This window comes from Mycolicibacterium holsaticum DSM 44478 = JCM 12374 (assembly GCF_019645835.1).
GTDB lineage: Bacteria > Actinomycetota > Actinomycetes > Mycobacteriales > Mycobacteriaceae > Mycobacterium > Mycobacterium holsaticum.
In genome coordinates, this window is record NZ_CP080998.1 from 5,080,171 (window position 1) to 5,096,892 (window position 16,722).

General features: G+C 66.3%; 16 protein-coding genes and 1 tRNA gene. 10 read left to right on the top strand and 7 right to left on the bottom strand.

Annotated features, from left to right (window positions below; translation table 11 throughout):
• Positions 1-206: 206 nt before the first annotated feature.
• The gene (gene dcd, locus K3U96_RS24345) at positions 207-779 is read right to left on the bottom strand and encodes a dCTP deaminase (RefSeq protein WP_069405858.1); all 573 of its coding nucleotides are present in this window, start codon (positions 777-779) and stop codon (positions 207-209) included.
• A 45-nt stretch (positions 780-824) separates the two neighbouring features.
• On the opposite strand from dcd, the gene K3U96_RS24350 reads away from it, so the two are divergent.
• Positions 825-898 (top strand) — tRNA-Gly (locus tag K3U96_RS24350).
• Between the two features lie 7 nt (positions 899-905).
• On the opposite strand, the gene K3U96_RS24355 is transcribed toward K3U96_RS24350, so the two are convergent.
• Positions 906-1,931: an ABC transporter substrate-binding protein gene (locus K3U96_RS24355; RefSeq protein WP_220691351.1), complete on the bottom strand. Its 1,026-nt coding sequence runs from the start codon at positions 1,929-1,931 to the stop codon at positions 906-908.
• Between the two features lie 194 nt (positions 1,932-2,125).
• Here K3U96_RS24355 and K3U96_RS24360 point away from each other — a divergent pair, with 194 nt between their 5' ends.
• The 5 genes from K3U96_RS24360 (at position 2,126) to K3U96_RS24380 (ending at position 5,563) form a co-directional block, all read left to right on the top strand.
• Positions 2,126-2,518, top strand: a complete 393-nt coding sequence (locus K3U96_RS24360) for a PPOX class F420-dependent oxidoreductase (RefSeq protein WP_069406454.1) — start codon at positions 2,126-2,128, stop codon at positions 2,516-2,518.
• A 109-nt stretch (positions 2,519-2,627) separates the two neighbouring features.
• Positions 2,628-3,047, top strand: coding sequence for a hypothetical protein (locus tag K3U96_RS24365; RefSeq protein WP_220691352.1), 420 nt, complete (start codon positions 2,628-2,630; stop codon positions 3,045-3,047).
• A gap of 125 nt (positions 3,048-3,172) precedes the next feature.
• Positions 3,173-3,844, top strand: a complete 672-nt coding sequence (locus tag K3U96_RS24370; RefSeq protein WP_220691353.1) for a C39 family peptidase — start codon at positions 3,173-3,175, stop codon at positions 3,842-3,844.
• Between the two features lie 55 nt (positions 3,845-3,899).
• Positions 3,900-5,159 carry a hypothetical protein gene (locus tag K3U96_RS24375; protein ID WP_220691354.1) on the top strand — a complete coding sequence of 420 codons (1,260 nt, stop codon included), beginning with the start codon at positions 3,900-3,902 and terminating at the stop codon, positions 5,157-5,159.
• A 149-nt stretch (positions 5,160-5,308) separates the two neighbouring features.
• Entirely contained in the window at positions 5,309-5,563 is a 255-nt protein-coding gene (locus K3U96_RS24380) for a hypothetical protein (protein ID WP_069406451.1), read from the top strand.
• Between the two features lie 84 nt (positions 5,564-5,647).
• Here the strand turns inward: K3U96_RS24380 and K3U96_RS24385 are convergent, their stop codons facing one another.
• Both K3U96_RS24385 and K3U96_RS24390 read right to left on the bottom strand, forming a co-directional pair.
• Entirely contained in the window at positions 5,648-6,334 is a 687-nt protein-coding gene (locus K3U96_RS24385) for a VldE C-terminal domain-containing protein (RefSeq protein WP_069406452.1), read from the bottom strand.
• A 15-nt stretch (positions 6,335-6,349) separates the two neighbouring features.
• Positions 6,350-9,211: an MMPL/RND family transporter gene (locus K3U96_RS24390; RefSeq protein ID WP_220691355.1), complete on the bottom strand. Its 2,862-nt coding sequence runs from the start codon at positions 9,209-9,211 to the stop codon at positions 6,350-6,352.
• A 115-nt stretch (positions 9,212-9,326) separates the two neighbouring features.
• Between K3U96_RS24390 and K3U96_RS24395 the strand changes: the two genes are divergently transcribed.
• Positions 9,327-10,088, top strand: coding sequence for an SDR family NAD(P)-dependent oxidoreductase (locus K3U96_RS24395; protein WP_220691356.1), 762 nt, complete (start codon positions 9,327-9,329; stop codon positions 10,086-10,088).
• Positions 10,089-10,158: 70 nt separating this feature from the next.
• Positions 10,159-11,340: a DUF7159 family protein gene (locus K3U96_RS24400; RefSeq protein WP_220693674.1), complete on the top strand. Its 1,182-nt coding sequence runs from the start codon at positions 10,159-10,161 to the stop codon at positions 11,338-11,340.
• A 24-nt stretch (positions 11,341-11,364) separates the two neighbouring features.
• On the opposite strand, the gene K3U96_RS24405 is transcribed toward K3U96_RS24400, so the two are convergent.
• Entirely contained in the window at positions 11,365-13,128 is a 1,764-nt protein-coding gene (locus K3U96_RS24405; RefSeq protein ID WP_220691357.1) for an Hsp70 family protein, read from the bottom strand.
• Positions 13,129-13,238: 110 nt separating this feature from the next.
• Between K3U96_RS24405 and K3U96_RS24410 the strand changes: the two genes are divergently transcribed.
• Positions 13,239-14,756: an FAD-dependent oxidoreductase gene (locus K3U96_RS24410; RefSeq protein ID WP_220691358.1), complete on the top strand. Its 1,518-nt coding sequence runs from the start codon at positions 13,239-13,241 to the stop codon at positions 14,754-14,756.
• On the opposite strand, the gene K3U96_RS24415 is transcribed toward K3U96_RS24410, so the two are convergent.
• Positions 14,740-15,507: a DUF3159 domain-containing protein gene (locus tag K3U96_RS24415; RefSeq protein WP_220691359.1), complete on the bottom strand. Its 768-nt coding sequence runs from the start codon at positions 15,505-15,507 to the stop codon at positions 14,740-14,742. The two genes, K3U96_RS24410 and K3U96_RS24415, sit on opposite strands and share 17 nt — an antisense overlap.
• A gap of 46 nt (positions 15,508-15,553) precedes the next feature.
• Between K3U96_RS24415 and K3U96_RS24420 the strand changes: the two genes are divergently transcribed.
• Positions 15,554-16,012 (top strand): nuclear transport factor 2 family protein, encoded by a 459-nt coding sequence (locus K3U96_RS24420; protein ID WP_069407645.1) that lies wholly within the window; start codon positions 15,554-15,556, stop codon positions 16,010-16,012.
• 3 nt (positions 16,013-16,015) lie between these two features.
• Here the strand turns inward: K3U96_RS24420 and K3U96_RS24425 are convergent, their stop codons facing one another.
• On the bottom strand, positions 16,016-16,669 hold the full coding sequence (locus K3U96_RS24425) for a L,D-transpeptidase family protein (RefSeq protein WP_220691360.1): 654 nt from the start codon (positions 16,667-16,669) through the stop codon (positions 16,016-16,018).
• Positions 16,670-16,722 lie beyond the last annotated feature (53 nt).

Consider the following 16,722-nt stretch of genomic DNA (forward strand, 5'->3'; position numbering starts at 1 on the left):
CGAATTTGGCGCAAACCGGCGACTAGTACTTCATCGGCATGGACAGGCTCGTCGTTACATTGCACTGTGCCATTAGCTGATGGCGGTCAAGAGTCGGTGCCGGCACTTCGACCCTACTCGGATCGACGTCCGTGCGCGCTAGTCATTTCGTGCTGCGCGCAGGGCGCGAAAACCGGCCGAAATTTGGCCTCACCGCAGAGCCAACGTCACGTCGACTTGAGGAAGTTCTGATACGAGCGCGACGGCGTCGGCCCGCGCTGGCCCTGATACTTCGAGCCGACTTTGGCGCTGCCGTAAGGGTGCTCGGCGGGGCTGGTCAGCCGCAGCAGACAGAGCTGCCCGATCTTCATGCCCGGCCACAACGTGATGGGCAGGTTGGCGACGTTGGACAGTTCCAGGGTGATGTGCCCGGCGAAGCCGGGGTCGATGAAGCCCGCGGTGGAGTGGGTCAGCAGACCGAGACGGCCCAGCGAGGACTTGCCTTCGAGGCGGCCGGCGAGGTCGTCGGGCAGGCTGCACCGCTCCAGCGTCGACCCGAGCACGAACTCGCCGGGATGCAGCACGAACGGCTCGCCGGGATCGGCCTGCACCAGGGTGGTGAGCTCGTCTTGCTGGATGGACGGATCGATGTGGGTGTAGCGGGTGTTGTTGAACACCCGGAACAGGTTGTCCAGGCGAACGTCGATGCTCGACGGCTGGATCAGGCTGTCGTCGAACGGGTCGAGGCCCAGCCGCTCGGCGGCGATTTCGGCGCGGATGTCGCGGTCGGAGAGCAGCACCCGACGAGCCTAGCCGCTGGAATGTTAGCCTTCGTGCCTAAACAGGCCGGTGTAGTTCAATGGCAGAACATCAGCTTCCCAAGCTGAGAGCGCGGGTTCGATTCCCGTCACCGGCTCCAGCGAGATCTACAGCAGTGTGTGGGCGTCGGCCATCACCGTCGGGTCGAGCAGTTGGGAGACGGGCGGCAGGTTCGTCTCGCCCGCCGCGATATAACTCGGGTACACCTGCCCCTCCACGAACGCCGGGTCGATCATCAGGCGCCCGTGGGTCTTCGTGTAGTCAGAGTCGAGCAAGGCGTTGTACGCGCGATTGCCGGCCTCGCTGTAGGCGAGGTCGACATTGGGATCTATGGCCTTGAGCATGGGAAGTACCGCATTGGGATCGGCGACGTTGGCATCGACGCCACCGAGCAGCCCGGCGAAGTAGTGCGTGAGCAGGTCGCGATTGGTCTCGACATACCGCCTCGACGCGAACAGCACGCCGCCGTAGGACTTCAGCCCGAAGTCGGAGTACGGGACAGACCTCACCGCGATGCCCTGCAACTGCAGCCGAATCGGTTGGTTGGTCACGTAGCACGTCATCACGTCGGCGGCACCGTCAACGAGCGGCTGCGGGTCGAGGCCCATCGGGACGGCCTGGTAGTCGGCCGGCAAGCCGTTGATCCGGAACACCGCGTTGACACGGGCACGGTCCCCGCTGTTCAGTCCGATCCGCTTTCCCACGAGATCGCGGGGCGCCGCGATCGGCGTCTGGGCGAGCCATAGGAAGCCGTTCGGCGAACGCTGGTACATCGCTCCGAGGATGACGAAGTCGGCGCCCTGCCGATTGGCCTGAATGAGCTGCAACTCGTCGGCGGCCACCCCGACGTCGGCTTCGCCGGCCCTGACGACCTGGTCCACGGGCCGGTCATTCGGGCCGCTGTACACGAACGGCGCGGTGACGCCCTGGGTTGTGAAGAGACCGTTCGCATCGGCGAGGTACCAGGGCGCCCACCCGACCTCCGGCACCCAGTTGAACGCCGTGCGCACTGTCCCGGCCACCGCAGGTGACGCGGCGGCGACGTTTTCGCCGGTACCAAACACTGTCACCAGCGCGGGACCGGCGAGCGCACCGCCCCCGAGGAGTCCAAGAAACGATCGGCGGGTTGGCATCACGGGGTCTCGCTTTCGCCGGCAACGGTGCCTGTGGTCGATCACCTCGCCGGATCCTACCGATGAACACGCTGGTGACCGCGGTTTTCCGGAGAAGCGGGTAGGCGTCCCGAACCGCCTTTTGTGGAGGTTCGGTTCGTGTCGCCGGCGTCAAGCCGGAATGCGATCGACCATTGCCGCCGTTGGTCGATGACATGACGACCATTCCCCCCAGCCACCGGGATCTACTCGAGCGTCCCCTGTTCGGGCATCTGGCCACGATCCGTCCCGACGGCACCGCACAGTCAAATCCGGTTTGGTACCTGTGGGACGGCACGACATTGCGGTTCTCGTTCTCGACCAAGCAACAGAAGCACCGCAACGTCGAAGCCAATCCGTCTGTGGCGCTGTCGATTCACGATCCCGACGAGCCCTATCGCTACCTAGAAATACGTGGCGTCATCGAGACGGTCGAGCCCGACCCGGACGGCGGCACATTCTTCATGGAATTGAACGCCCGCTACAACGGACCGTTCGGGAAGTCGCTCTATCCGGCCGACGGCGCGGTTTACACGATGCGCCCGACCGCGACGAGCAAGCAGGGGTAGTCCTGATCTGAATCGCCGATTTCGATTCGGCGACAGGACAGATACAACCGGGAATCGAGCGCGCCGCTGCGTCGATCTTGATGACACGGCCGTTAAATTGCTGAGCATTATGACTAAGGTCTTGCGCACCCTGGCCACCGTCGCCGCCGCGCCCGCGATCGCGGCCGTCGCCCTCGCCGGCACCGCCACTGCCGATCCGGCGCTGCTCAACGGCACCTACAGCGGAGTCGGGGGCGATCCGATGAACGTGTGGACGATCACGACGAGCTGCGGCCCCAGCGGGTGTACCGGCACGGTGGCCAGCAACCAGGGCTGGCACACCCCCACCACGTTCTCCGGTGGCCGCTGGGTCTTCACGGTCTCCAAGCCCGGCGGTCTGATCTGCGATGACGGGCGCTACGAGCCGGCGGTGGTGTCGATGTCGGTCGATCCGGTGACGCTGAGCGGGGTGTTGACCTCGGACTCCAACTACGGCTGTGAGGGCGGAATCCTGACCCATAGCCCGTTCCAGCTGCGCAAGGTCGGTTGACCTCCCCTACCGTCCGGCGTGCACACGTGGGCGCATCAAGAATTTTCCAAGAATCTGTCAAGGACCGCCCTTGAGGCTTCTTCCAGCAGCCGCGCTTCGCGGCATCGGAACTGGAAGGACTCGCCATGAAACTGTGCGCCATCGGCGCCGTCACCGCCGCCGCGCTGGCCACCGCCGTCATCGGCTTCGCTGGCCCGGCCGCCGCCGCTACTTCTGTCACGGCAGGCCTACACGGCGACCCCGAGGCCGGGGCGCAGAACTGGAGCAAGCAGACCTACGACGACTGCGCCATCATGGCCGCGGCGCACCTGATCGGCTACTTCAACGGCACGACCCCCTCCGAGGAAGAGATCGTCGGGGTGGCGGCGGCGACGCCCAGCCAGGCGCACCCCGGATCGATCTACATCAAGCCGGCCAACCTGGATGACCCCAACACCGGTGGTGGCACCGACCAGGCCGACATTCCGGTCCTGATGTCGGTCTACGGACTCAATGCCGTCTACATCGACGACGACCAGGCAGCAGAGACCGGTTATGACACCGGAATGGCCGCCCTGGAGAAATATCTGGACACCAGCGGGGCAGTCCTCGCCATGGCCGACGCCGACATCATCTGGAACGACCCGGGCGACTACGGGATTCACGCCGTCGTCGTCACCGGTGTCGACACCGCCAACGGCATCGTCCACCTCAATGACAGCGGGCCGGAAAACGGCGCAGACGAACAGGTGCCGATCCGCGACTTCGAGAGGGCATGGGGCATGTACGGCCACCAACTGGTGGTGGCCACCACGTGACCGACGCCCAATCCATCTTCGAAATCCGAGCTTACACAACCCGATTGGAGACACCATGAGCCTCACCATCAATACCGCGTTCGTTCGCCGCGGCGCCATCGTGGCGACCTCGGTCGCGCTGTCCGTATCGGTCTTGCTCGGCAGCGGCGCCATCGCCTCCGCTGATCCCTACGACGACTACGACGGCGGCTCCTACTCCTACAGCGAGCCTGACTACTCCTACAGCGCACCTGATCCCGAGCCCGTCTACGAGCCCGAACCGGTCTACGAAGCACCCGAGCCCGAACCGGTCTACCAGGCACCCGAGCCCGAGCCGGTCTACCAGGAACCGCAGCCCGAGGCCGAACCGGTCTATCAAGCGCCCGAGCCCGAGCCCGTCTACCAGGAACCTCAACCCGAGGCCGACCCCGGCCTCGAGGACATGTCCGGGTTCGACCTGGGTGCTGAGCTACCTGCCGAGGACGACGTCACCGGCCCGCAGGTCGACGCCGGTGATGTGGCCGACGAGGACCTCGACCTGACCAAGGGGCTGCCGACGACTGCGGTCGATCCAGAACCGGCGAGTTCTGCTGAAGTCACGGAGTTCACGCAGACGGCCCAGTCCTTGACCGTGTCCAGCTCGGTCTCCCAATGGAACTCACAATGGGTCGGCTACGACCGCTACTACCGACCCATCATCACCAACCCGTACCGCACACCGTTGCGGATCATGTACACGTACGGCAACGCACCGCGCATCGTCACCGTGCCGCCGCTGCAGCGCGTCGCGCTCACCGCAAGCAACCCGGGGGTGTACAACTTCACCGCCATGACCACTCCGGAATCGGGTGCGCCGGTGAAGGTTTCGATTGGAAGCTTCTCGGGCGGCGGATATCTGCCAGCCCCCGGGCAGCCGGCGCCGCAGAAGCCGCCACAGCTGCGGACCTTCCAGAACGTGCTGGTGCGGATCAAGTACACCAACGAGACGTCCAAGCCGTTCCGGGTCAGGCAACTCACCGATCTGGGCGACGACCCGCAGGTGGGCGCCCACAAGGTGCTGCTCGACGAGGAGACCCCGGCGTGGGGACAGTGGGCCAAGGCCCCCAACGGTGAGCGGATGTTCGTGATCACCAAGTCCCAAGAACTGCCCGGCATCACCGCCCCCTCGGAGAGCCCGCTGCCGGGTTACGACGTCGCGCTGCTCAACAACGAGGCCGACCACTCCAGTTCGTGGACCACGGTGGCCGTGGCGGCGGCGGCCGGTTGCGGCGCACTCGGACTCGCCGCGATCGCACTGTTCCTCTTCCTGGGGCGGCGCAGGCGCGCCACAGAGTAGGGCCGAGCAGGTCAGACCCGGTACGGGAAGGTCATCGAGCGCGCAGCGCCGACCTTCTCGTACCGGGTTTCTGCGGTTCTTATTTCCGAAATTCCAACACCGGACAATTCACGCCGATAGTCTCGACTCCTCGATTTGAGAGGTGTGAAATGTTCGATCTGCCAAGGTCTACCAGCCGAATCATCGCTGCAGCCGCCGTCGGCGTCGCGCTCGTTGCGGGTCCCGCGGTGGGCGCGCTGAACGAAACGCCGTCACGGTCACTGGCCGAACCCGCCTGCACCGGAAGCGAATCCGTCGTTGACGGCACCCCCACGTGCGTACCCGCGCCCGCCGCGCCGGATGCGCCTACTGCAGGAATCCCCGCCGGCCCCGACAGCCAGGAACACGACGCCGGGCATCACTGAGCTCGAGATCGCGCTGAACGCTGCGCAATCCGCGTCCGCACAGCTCCGCTCGCTGTTTCAGCGCCGCGACAGCACGGGACGGGCTCAGCGCAGGTACACCTCGTCGCCGTCGGGGTAGCCGCCACCGATCGTGGTGATGTGGACGTGGTCGAAGTGTCCGTGCCCGGATCCCTGGGCGCCGTCGGGCGTGTAGTAGACGCCGCGCCAGATCGCGTCCTGCATCCCGAACCGCTTCGCGTTGCGCAGCACGTACCAGACGATCTCGTTGCCGAGCGCGATGCCCTCGGCGCTGGTCGGGTTGGGAATCATCACGTCAAGGGCCAGGCCGTTGGGATGCCATCTCAGGGAATCCGGTCGGACACCGCCGATGTTGCTGATCTCGGGGAACGCCTCGGTGATGGCGCGCGAGGTCAGGATTGTCTTGACCTGAAGACCCCGCTCGGGAGCGATCCCTGCGGGCAGGGACCGATCGACGATGCGCAGGCGCGATGCGGCGAACACCTCGCCGGGCGGCGGCGTCGCATCCGGTTGGTCGACGATGAACGGCGGCGCGATCGGCGGCGCGGCGACCAGCTCGACGCAGCAGGGCACCGCGTTCTCGGGGCTCTGCTGGGTCTCGACGGGTGCGGCGATTGGTTCGGCCTCGCGGACGGTCTCAGCCGGTGAGGGCACGTCGCTCCCCACCGCGAAGAGCAAAGCCGCCGGGGCGATGAGCGCAGCCACGCCTATCGGCGGCCTACGCCGCTTTGTGGCTAAGGAATGCCGACCCACGGGCAGCAGCCTATATCAATTCGTTACATTTGCTGCAATCATTGTCGGCTTTTCTGAGCGATCGCCCAGCTCAGGTGCGGTACGGCGGCGGACGATCTGCGGCCACCAGAACCACCTGCCCAGCAGCGCCGCGATCGCCGGGGTCATGAACGACCGCACGATCAGCGTGTCGAACAGCAGGCCCAGCGCGATCGTGGTGCCGACCTGACCCATGATGCGCAGCTCACTGAAGGCAAACGAGGCCATGGTCGCCGCGAACACCAGGCCTGCGGAGGTCACCACCGAACCGCTACCCGCCATCGCGCGGATGATGCCGGTCTTCAGGCCGCCCGCGAGTTCCTCCTTGAAACGCGACACCAGCAGCAGGTTGTAGTCCGAACCGACGGCCAACAACAGGATCACCGACATCGCCAGCACCATCCAATGCAGTTCGATGCCCAGCAGGTGCTGCCACAGCAGCACCGAGAGCCCGAACGAGGCGCCCAACGACAACAGCACCGTGCCCACGATGACGAACGCCGCCACCGCGCTGCGGGTGATGATCAGCATGATGGTGAAGATCAGCGCCACCGCCGCGATACCGGCGATCACCAGGTCGTAGTTGGAGCCGTCGCGCATGTCCTTGTATGTCGCGGCGGTGCCTGCGAGCAGGATCGTGGACCCCTCCAGCGGAGTGCCCTTGATGGCTTCTTTGGCCGCCTGTTTGATGTCGTCGACGCGCTCGATGCCTTCGACGGTGGCCGGATCGCCGTCGTGGCTGACGATGAAGCGAACTTCTTTGCCGTCCGGTGAGATGAAGTTCTTGATGCCGCGCTTGAAGTCCTCGTTATCGAAGACCTCCGGCGGCAGGTAGAACGAATCGTCGTTCATCGACGCGTCGAACGCATCGCCCATCGCCGTCGAGTTCTCCTGAACCGCGGCCATCTGATCCTGCATGCCCTTCTGGGTGGCGTACATGGTCAGCATCATCGTTTTCATCGTCTTCATGGATTCGATCTGCTGGGGCATCAACGTGACCAGTTGCGGCATCAGCGAATCCAGCCGCTCCATGTCGGGAACGAGTTGCTGCACGTCGTAGGTCAACGTGTTGATGCCGTCGAGCGTGTCGAAGATCGACCGCAGCGTCCAGCAGATCGGGATGTCGAAGCAGTGCGGCTCCCAGTAGAAGTAATTGCGGATCGGCCGGAAGAAATCGTCGAAATTGGCGATGTTGTCCCGTAATTCGGTGATGTCGATCGTCATCGTCTTGACCTTCGTCACCATGCTGTGCGTGGTGTCGGCCATCTGCTGGGTCAGATTGGACATCTTCTCCAACGTGTCGATGTTGGTCTGCATCTCGTCGGCCTGAACCAGCATGTCGGCCATGCGGTCCTGCAGGTACTTCTGGTTCATCTGGTTGGTGACGCCCTGCATGCTGATCAGAAACGGGATCGAGGTGTGTTCGATCGGCTTGCCCTCGGGCCGCGTGATCGCCTGCACGCGGGAGATTCCGGGCACGCGGAACACCGCCTTGGCGATCTTGTCGATCACCAGGAAGTCGGCGGAGTTGCGCAGATCGTGATCGCTTTCGATCAACAGCAGCTCAGGGTTCAGCCGGGCGGGGTTGAAATGCCGCTCGGCGGCCGCGTAGCCGACGTTGGTCGGGACGTCGCGCGGTATGTAGTTGCGCAGGTCGTAGTTCGTCTTGTAGCCGGGAAGGGCGAGCAGACCCACCAGGGCCAGTGCCACGGTAGCCACCAGGATGGGACCCGGCCAGCGCACCACCACGGTGCCCACCCGGCGCCACCCGCGCGACGCGATTTGGCGCTTGGGCTCGAAAAGGCCGATGCGGCCGCCGAGGACAAGCACGGCGGGCGCCAGCGTCAACGCGGCGACGACGGCCACCAACATGCCCACCGCGCACGGCACGCCCATCGTGTTGAAGTACGGCAGCCGGGTGAAGCTGAGACACAACATGGCGCCGGCGATCGTCAGCCCCGAACCCAGCACCACATGGGCGGTCCCGGAAAACATGGTGTAGTAGGCCGATTCCGGGTCCTCACCGGCTCCCCTGGCCTCCTGGTAGCGGCCGATCACGAAGATCGCGTAATCGGTTCCGGCCGCGATCGCCAGCAGGGTCAACAGGTTTACCGCGAACGTCGATAGCCCGATGACTTCGTGATACCCGAGAAGCGCGACGATCCCGCGTGATGCACCGAGCTCGACGAACACCATCAGCATCACCATGACCATCGTCATGACGGCTCGGTAGACGAAGAGCAGCATCACCGCGATCACCGCCAGCGTGATGAGCGTGACCCTGACGACGCTCTTGTCCCCGGCGTGATGTTGATCCGCCACAAGGGAACCGGTTCCGGTGACGTACACGTGGACACCGGGCGGCGGTGGTGACTGGTCCACGATCGAGCGGACCACCGCGATCGATTCGTTGGCGAGCGATTCGCCGAGGTTGCCCCGCAGATACACCTGTACGTAGGCGGCCTTGCCGTCATTGCTCTGCGCGCCCGCCGCGGTCAGCGGATCGCCCCAGAAGTCCGCGATGTGCTGCACGTGGGCCGTATCGGCCCGCAGCTTGTCGATCAGGTCGTCGTAGTACCGGTGGGCGTCGGCGCCCAGCGGCTTGTCGCCCTCCAACACCACCATCGCGTTGCTGTCGGAGTCGAACTCACCGAAGTCGGCGCCCACCCGCTTCATCGCGATGAACGAGGGCGCATCGTGGGCGTTCATCGACACGGTGTGCGCTTCGCCGACGTCTTCCAGCGACGGCACGGCGACGCTGGTGACGACCGTCAGCGCGATCCAGCCGAGCACGATCGGTATCGCCAACGTGCGGATGATATGCGCTATTTTCGACCGTTCCCGCCGAACTTCGGTCATCAGGGAGCTACCCCTTTCGCAGCACACGTAACACGTAACTGCTGCGTGTGTAGCATGTCTAGCTAATCAAACTGACTTCTGTCAATGGGCGCAGGGGAAATCACTCGTGGTCGGCATGCTTGCGAACAAGGTCGTCATCCTCGCTGGTCTGGGCGGCATCGGAAACGGCCTGGCGCGGCGCTTCGCCGACGAGGGCGCCCGACTGGTCGTCGGTGACCTCGACGAGAACCTGGTGACGCGCGTCGTCTCCGACGTCGACCCGTCCGGTCAGCGGGTGCGCGGGGTGAGGCTGGACGGCGCCGACGAGGCCTCCGTGGCCGCCATCGTAGGGCTGGCCGTGCGCACTTTCGGCCGCCTCGACGGCCTGCACCTCAACTTCGCCAACACCGCCGACGCGTATCTTCCCGGCGGCGTCGTCGAGCTGCCGCTGGAGGTGTTCGACGACGTAATGCGGGTCAACACCAGAGGTTTCGTGATCTGCGCCAAGCACGCGATCCCGGCGATGATCGACAGCGGCGGTGGCGCGATCGTGTTCACCGCGTCAGCCGACGCCTACAACGCGGCCAGCACCCGGGTCTCCTACCAGATGAGCAAGGCCGCAGAGCTCGCGCTGATGCGCCACATCGCCCGCAGGTACGGGCCGAAGGGCATCCGCGCCAACGCCATCGCCCCCGGTTTGATCTGGCACTACAAGTTCGACGATCAGCCGATGCCCGACGGCGTCGTCGAGCAGGCACGTGCCCGTCAGATGATCAAGTCACGCTTCGGGGCACCCGATGACATCGCCGCGCTGGCGACCCTGCTGCTCTCCGATGACGGCAGCTTCATCACCGCCCAGACCATCAGCGTCGACGGCGGCGTGACGTTTCGGCCCTGACGGAATGGCTACCGCCTCTGACGGGAGAGGTAACGTCTGATTCGATCGTCAGCAGGATGGGGGCATGGCCATGAACCACGTGCTGGGTCTATCGATGACTTCCAGCGCTGTTCGTTGGGTGCTCGTCGAAGGAACGACGGGCGAAGGTGACACCGCGGACCGCGGCGCCTGCGGCTTCACCGAGGCCGTCGAACCCGAGGATCTGCTGGACGTGATCTTGGCCAACGAGGCCGACGGCCCCGTCCACGCCATCGGTGCGACCTGGACAAACGAGGCTGAAGCCGCGGCCTCCGGCGTGCTGGACGCGCTCGCGGTGCGGGGCTTCGCCAACGTGATCGCCGTTTCCGAGCTCGAGGCCGCCGACGTGCTGGCGGCGGGCCTCGCCGACATCGGCGGATACGACAACCTCGCGGTATGCGTCGTGGAGCCCGATGCTGCGGTGGTCGCCGTGGTCAAGCCCGACGGCGTGACGGTCGACCGCATCGCCCGCCCCCTCGACGGTGCCGATGCGGTGGAGTTGCCCAGCAGTGTGCTGGCCTTGTCGCAGCTCGACGACTGGCAGCCCGACGTCATCTTCGTCCTCGGTTCGGCCGACGACCTCGACGTGATCGTGTCCACCCTCGGCGACGTGACCGAGGCACCGGTCCTCTCGGGCGCAGACGCCGATTTGGCACTGGCCCGGGGCGCGGCGCTGGCGTCGGCGCGCGCCGTCAACGGCCTGCACTCCGCCGGGACGAAGGTGCCGTCGAAGGTGGGGGCATTGGCTTCGGTCCTTGCGGCCGCGGTGGTGACGTTCGTCGTGTCGCTGTCGGTCGCCGTCGGGCTGAGCTTGTCCCCCGGTGCGCCATCCGGGCAGCCGGAGGCCGCCTCGGCGACGAACCCGGTCGAGGAACCCGACGGTGCGTCGACGCCGGCCGAGAAGAAGGTGTCAACGCCGGCCGAGGCGCGCCCGGTGCTCGCGCAGACTATCGCCGTCGCGGTTCCGCCGCCGCCGGCGGCTCCGGTCGCCGAACCGGTGTACGACCCGCCCGAATACGTCGCACCCGCACCCGAGTACGTTCCGCCGGCCGCGGCACCGGTCTACACACCGCCCGCCCCGGCGTATGTGCCGCCACCGCCGCCCCCGGCCTACGTCTCCCCACCGCAGCCGGCCTACGTTCCGCAGCCCAAGCCGCGGCTGCGTGACCGGATCATCGAACGCATCCCGATCATCAACCGATTCCACGAACCGGAATACCCCTACCCGCGCTGACCGGGGCCGAACGCTGTCGGCGCGCTACGGCACAGGCGGTTTGGGGTTGTTGGGTACCGGAATGGGGATGGACCCGATGCCCGGCACCACCAGGTGTGTTGTCGTCACCGCGGCGGTCGTGGTCGTCGGTGTCGTCGTCGTGGTCGGCGGGGTCGTGGTTGTCGTTGTCGTGGTCGTTGTCGTGGTCGTTGTGGTGGTGGTCGTGGGCGGCGTGGTGGTCGTCGTGACGACGGTGGTCGTCGGCGGCGGCGGCGCCTGGGTGGTCTCGGGTGGAGGCGGCGGGTCGCTGGTCACCGTGACCGTCTCAACGGGCGGACTCGGCGGCAATTCGCTGGTCGGCGGCGGCGACGCGGGCGGACCGGGGGCGGCCGACGTGTTGGGCGGGTCGGTGGTGTCGGTGCTGTCGGTCGCGCTGGTGAGCGCGATCGCCACCCCGCCGACGGCGATCAGCGCGACGGCGGCGGCCACGCCGAAGACCAGCACGGGCAGCCGTTGCCAGGTGCTGGGCTCGTCGATCGGGCCCGTCGCCGGCACGTACTGCACGGGCGGACGCATCGCTGTCATGCCGGTGTCGTAGGACTGCGGGCCGGTATATGGCACCGGTTCTTCGGCGCCGTCGTCGTCCTGCGACCAGGCCAGTGCCCCGACCGTCGGCGACTGCGGTGCATCGAAGTCGGTCAGCGGAGCCGGAGCCAGCCCCGTTGGAGCGTCGGCGGCGGGGGCCAGCCCGGTGGCGGCGTCGGCGGCGGGGGCCAGCCCGGTTTCGGCGGCCGCGGCGGGGGCCAGCCCGGTTTCGGCGGCCGCGGCCGCGCCGTATGCGGTGTACAGCGCGGCGCCCACGGCGGCATCCAGGGCGGGCTGCGGTGTGGTGATCACCGGCGCGCCCGAATGCTGGGCAAGTCGCTGACCGATCAGCGGAATGCTCGCACCGCCACCGACCGTCACCACCGCGGACACGTTTCGCCAGTCAATCCTGTTGCGCTGCAACGTATCGTCAAGTGCCGCCAACATTCCGGTCAGCGGGTCGGCGAGCAGCGACTCCAGCTGTGATCGGGACACCTGAACCGTTGACCGGTGTCCGGGCAGTTCTGCGACAACCTCGGTCACCGCCTCGGTCGACAACCGCTCCTTGGCGCGCTGACATTCGTCGCGCACCCGGGTGAGCGAACCGACCGCGGCGGTGCCTGCCGGATCTGCCTCCCCGGTCCGCGCGATCTGGTCGAGCACCAGGCGCATCAGTGCCTGATCGATCTGGTCGCCGGAGAAGTCCGGGTAGCGCGTGGTTTCGTCGATCGGCTCGAACCCCGCACCCGCATCGGCCAGCGTGATGCTGGTGCCGCCGCCGCCGAAGTCCAGCAGCACAGCGACCCCGTGGGGGGTGAGGCCGGGGTTCACGTTCAGCGCCGTGAACGCCGCAACGGCGTCGGACACCAGCCGCGCGGGCGTACCGTTCGGCGCCAGCACGGGATTGGCGCGCATCGCGTTGCGCAGCGCGCGCAGCGCTGCGGGGCCCCAGTGCGCGGGCACCGCGATGGCGATGTCGGTCGACGGTTGTGCCCCGCTGGCCTGGACCAACTCCGTCAACGCATCGGCCAACAGTTGTTCGGCGGGATGGGTCGATCCGTCGGCGGCCACCAGGGGAACGGCGTCGCCGACGCGGTCCACGAAACCGCTCAACACCGTGCCGTCGGCACGGGCCAGCACGGCACGTCGTATCACAGGTTGATTGCCGACGCGCGCCGCGACCAAGTTCGTCGTCCCGATCGACAACCCCAACGGGTCGCTCATAACGGACCACACGATAGCCGTCCGGCCTGGCGAAACCCGTCAGACACTCCGGTCCAACGACGTTCGGCCGTCACGGTTTTGGCCCGTCGTGAACGGGTACTAGGCAGGCCATGACATCTCTGTGGCTAGCAAACCGCGGTAACCGCGCGACTCCATCCAACCCGATGGTCGACGCCGACCGTTCTGCCGACGTCGTCGTGGTCGGCGCGGGCATCACCGGGCTGATCACCGCCGTCCTGCTGGCCCGCGCCGGCAAGGACGTCCTGGTGCTCGAAGCGCAGTTCGCCGGCGCAGGCGCGACCGGTAACACCACGGCCAAGATCTCGCTGCTGCAGGGCACGAAGATGTCGAAGATCGTCGGCAAGCACGGCGTCAAGACCGCCAAGCAGTACCTCGACGGCAACCGCGAGGGCCAGGAATGGTTGGTCCAGCACTGTGCGGCCCACGGCATCTCCGTGCAGCGCGAGGACGCCTACACCTACGCCCAGTCCGAAAAAGGTCTGTCGACAGCGCGCGAGGAGTTGGCCGCGTGCAAGTCGGTGGGCCTCGATGCGACGTGGGCGGACGATGCCAGGGACGAGGACGGGGTGCCGTTCCCGTTCGCCGGTGCGGTGCGGCTGCCCGATCAGGCGCAGTTCGACCCGATGCCGCTGCTGGACAGTCTGATCGTCGAACTCGACGAACGCGGCGGGCGGCTCGCACAAGGCGTTCGGGTGCAGAAGGTGTCCAACGACGGTGACGGCCTCTCACTCAGCGTGCGCACCAGCGACGGTGCCGAATTCGACACGCACGCAAAGCAATGCGTACTTGCAACAGGCATTCCGATTCTCGACCGAGGCGGGTTTTTCGCCCGCCTGCAGCCGAGCCGCTCATACTGCATGGCCTACCAGGTGCCCGGCAGCATCACCCGGGGAATGTACATCTCGGCCGATTCACCTACCAGGTCCATCCGCTACGCGCCGACGCCCGACGGGGACCGGCTGCTGGTCGGCGGTGCAGGTCATCCCGTCGGCCACGAGAAGAGCCCGGCGTCGTCGGTGCAGGAACTCGACGCGTGGGCCAAGACGCACTACCCCGGCGCGATGCAGACCAACTACTGGTCGGCGCAGGATTACACGCCGATTGACCAGCTGCCCTATGTCGGGCCCATCCTGCCGGGCCACGACAAGATCTTCGTGGCGACGGGTTTCGACAAATGGGGCATGACCAACGGGACGGCGGCTGCGCTGGCGCTGTCCAGCCGCATCCTGGGCGGGCGGATGGACTGGGCCGAGGCGTTCGCCAGTTGGAGCCCGCACGAACTGTCCGGCATCCCCAAGGCCATGCAGCTCAACCTGGAGGTGGCGCTGTATTTGACCAGAGGCTGGATCACCCCGGCGACGCGGATCACCGACCGTACGCCCGAGGAGGGCGGTGTGGTCAGCGGCCCGCCGTGGGACCTGGAGGCCCGCAGCGTCGTCGACGGTGTCGAGCACCGGGTGTCGCCGGTGTGCCCGCATCTGGGCGGGATCGTGAACTGGAACGACGCCGACGAATCGTGGGAATGCCCGCTGCACGGGTCGCGGTTCGCCCCCGACGGCACGCTGCTCGAAGGCCCTGCGACACGTAACCTCACTGCGGCGCAGTAGGTTCCGGTTCCGGCTTGTCCGGGACGAGCTTCCGCATCACCGCCGAGCCGACCACACCGGCGGCGATCAGCGCGATGGCCACCGCGTCGGGCAGGGCGTCGGTCACCCACCCGATGATGCCCACCGCGGTGACAAACGGCGGGAACCAGTCGAAGACCCCGGCGACTGACGCGGTCTCGCCCATCGCGTAATCGGGATAGAACTCGGTGAACGACACGGCGAAGATGAGCGCACCGATCGGCAGAACCCATGCCGTCCAGAAGTTGTCGTTGTCCCCGAGCACCGCGTCTCCGTACACGCCGACGATCGCGGAGAACAGGAACGCGCCCGCCCACGCCGCCGAGATGACGTAGTTGATCCGCAGAAAGATCGGGCTGTCCCAGTACTCCTCGGGTGTGGTGTCCTTCGCGTAGGCAAGGGTGAAGGGTCTGCGGGCCAGCAAGGTCACGATCGCGAACGCGGCCAGCGCCACACTGCTCAACGCCCCGGCCCACAGCTGCAGCCACTCGATGGCGCCGTCGGAGGCCGCCAAGCCCAGCACGGCAAGGACGCCGAAATAGGCCACGGTGAACACTTCCAGAAGATGCACGGGCACGCCCCGGCGCACACCGACCCACAGCGTCAGCAGCGACAACGCCAGCGCGACCGAGGCGGCCTCTTCGAAGCGGCCCGGACCGTTGATGATCCCCATCAAGATCCACGGCGCGAGGCCCGCAAGGGGCGATCTGACGTAACCGTCGACGAATTTCATGGTGGCACTGTATGCGGCGGGCTGCGGTTGTGCTGCAATGTCGACCATGGGTGACATAGACGACATCAAACAGGTCAAATACCGGTATTTGCGCGCGCTGGACACCAAATATTGGGACGAGTTCGCCGACACCCTCACCGAGGATGTGGTGGGCAGATACGGCGAGTCCATCGGCGAGGAGCACCACTTCACCAACCGCGATGAGCTGGTGACGTTCATGCGCAACTCACTGGGCCCGGAGATCATCACCGAGCACCGCGTCACCCATCCCGAGATCAACGTGGCCGGCGACGAGGCGACCGGCACCTGGTACCTACAGGACCGGGTGATCGCACCGGATTTCAACTTCATGCTGATCGGCGCCGGTTTCTACCACGACCGTTACCGGCGCACCAGCGAGGGCTGGAAGATCTGCGAAACCGGTTACGACCGCACCTACGATGCTTCGATGTCCACCGAAGGGTTGAACTTCAAGGTGAAACCCGGTCGGGCGCTTAATCTTTGACGGCTATTTCGAGATCGCGATCAGCGCGCCCGGGCGCAGCCACGCCATGATCTTGACCAGCGTGGCGTCGTCGATGGCCACACATCCTGCCGTCGGGCCGCCGTCGGTGGCGTGCAGGAAGAACGCACCGCCGTTGCCCGGCACCCGGTCCTTGTTGACGCCCATCACGACCGCGTGCACGTACTGCGGGATGTCGAGGTTCTCGGTGCCGCTGGCCGGGTCGGTGTCAAACGGGCACTGCACCTTCTTGCACACCTGCATGGTGTTGTAGGTGGGGCTTTTCATATCGCCGTCCCACCAGTGATCCGAGCCGACCTGGACGTAGGGCAGACCACCGCCGGGGTTGGGGGCGGTGCCGAACGCGAAGTCGAGCGTGAAGATCCCCATCGGGGTTTTCATTTCACCGTCGTGGGTTTGCGGCGCCATGCCCTTGGCTCCGATCCAGGCGGGAATGCCGATTCCGATCGGCTGCCAGCCGGCCGGGGTACGCTGGTAGACGTCCATCTTGGCTTTCGAACCGCCGACGCCCACAACCGAAATCACCTGGGTTGCGGCTCCGACGGAGTTGGCGAACCACGGCTGGGTTTGGGCATGGCTCCGCGGGGCGGTGCCGATCAGCGCCACCAGGGCACACATCACGATCAGCAGTCGGCGCACCGGACCATGCTAAGTGGCCGCGCGTGCGGTTTGGGTTAAGCCGCGCGCCCGCT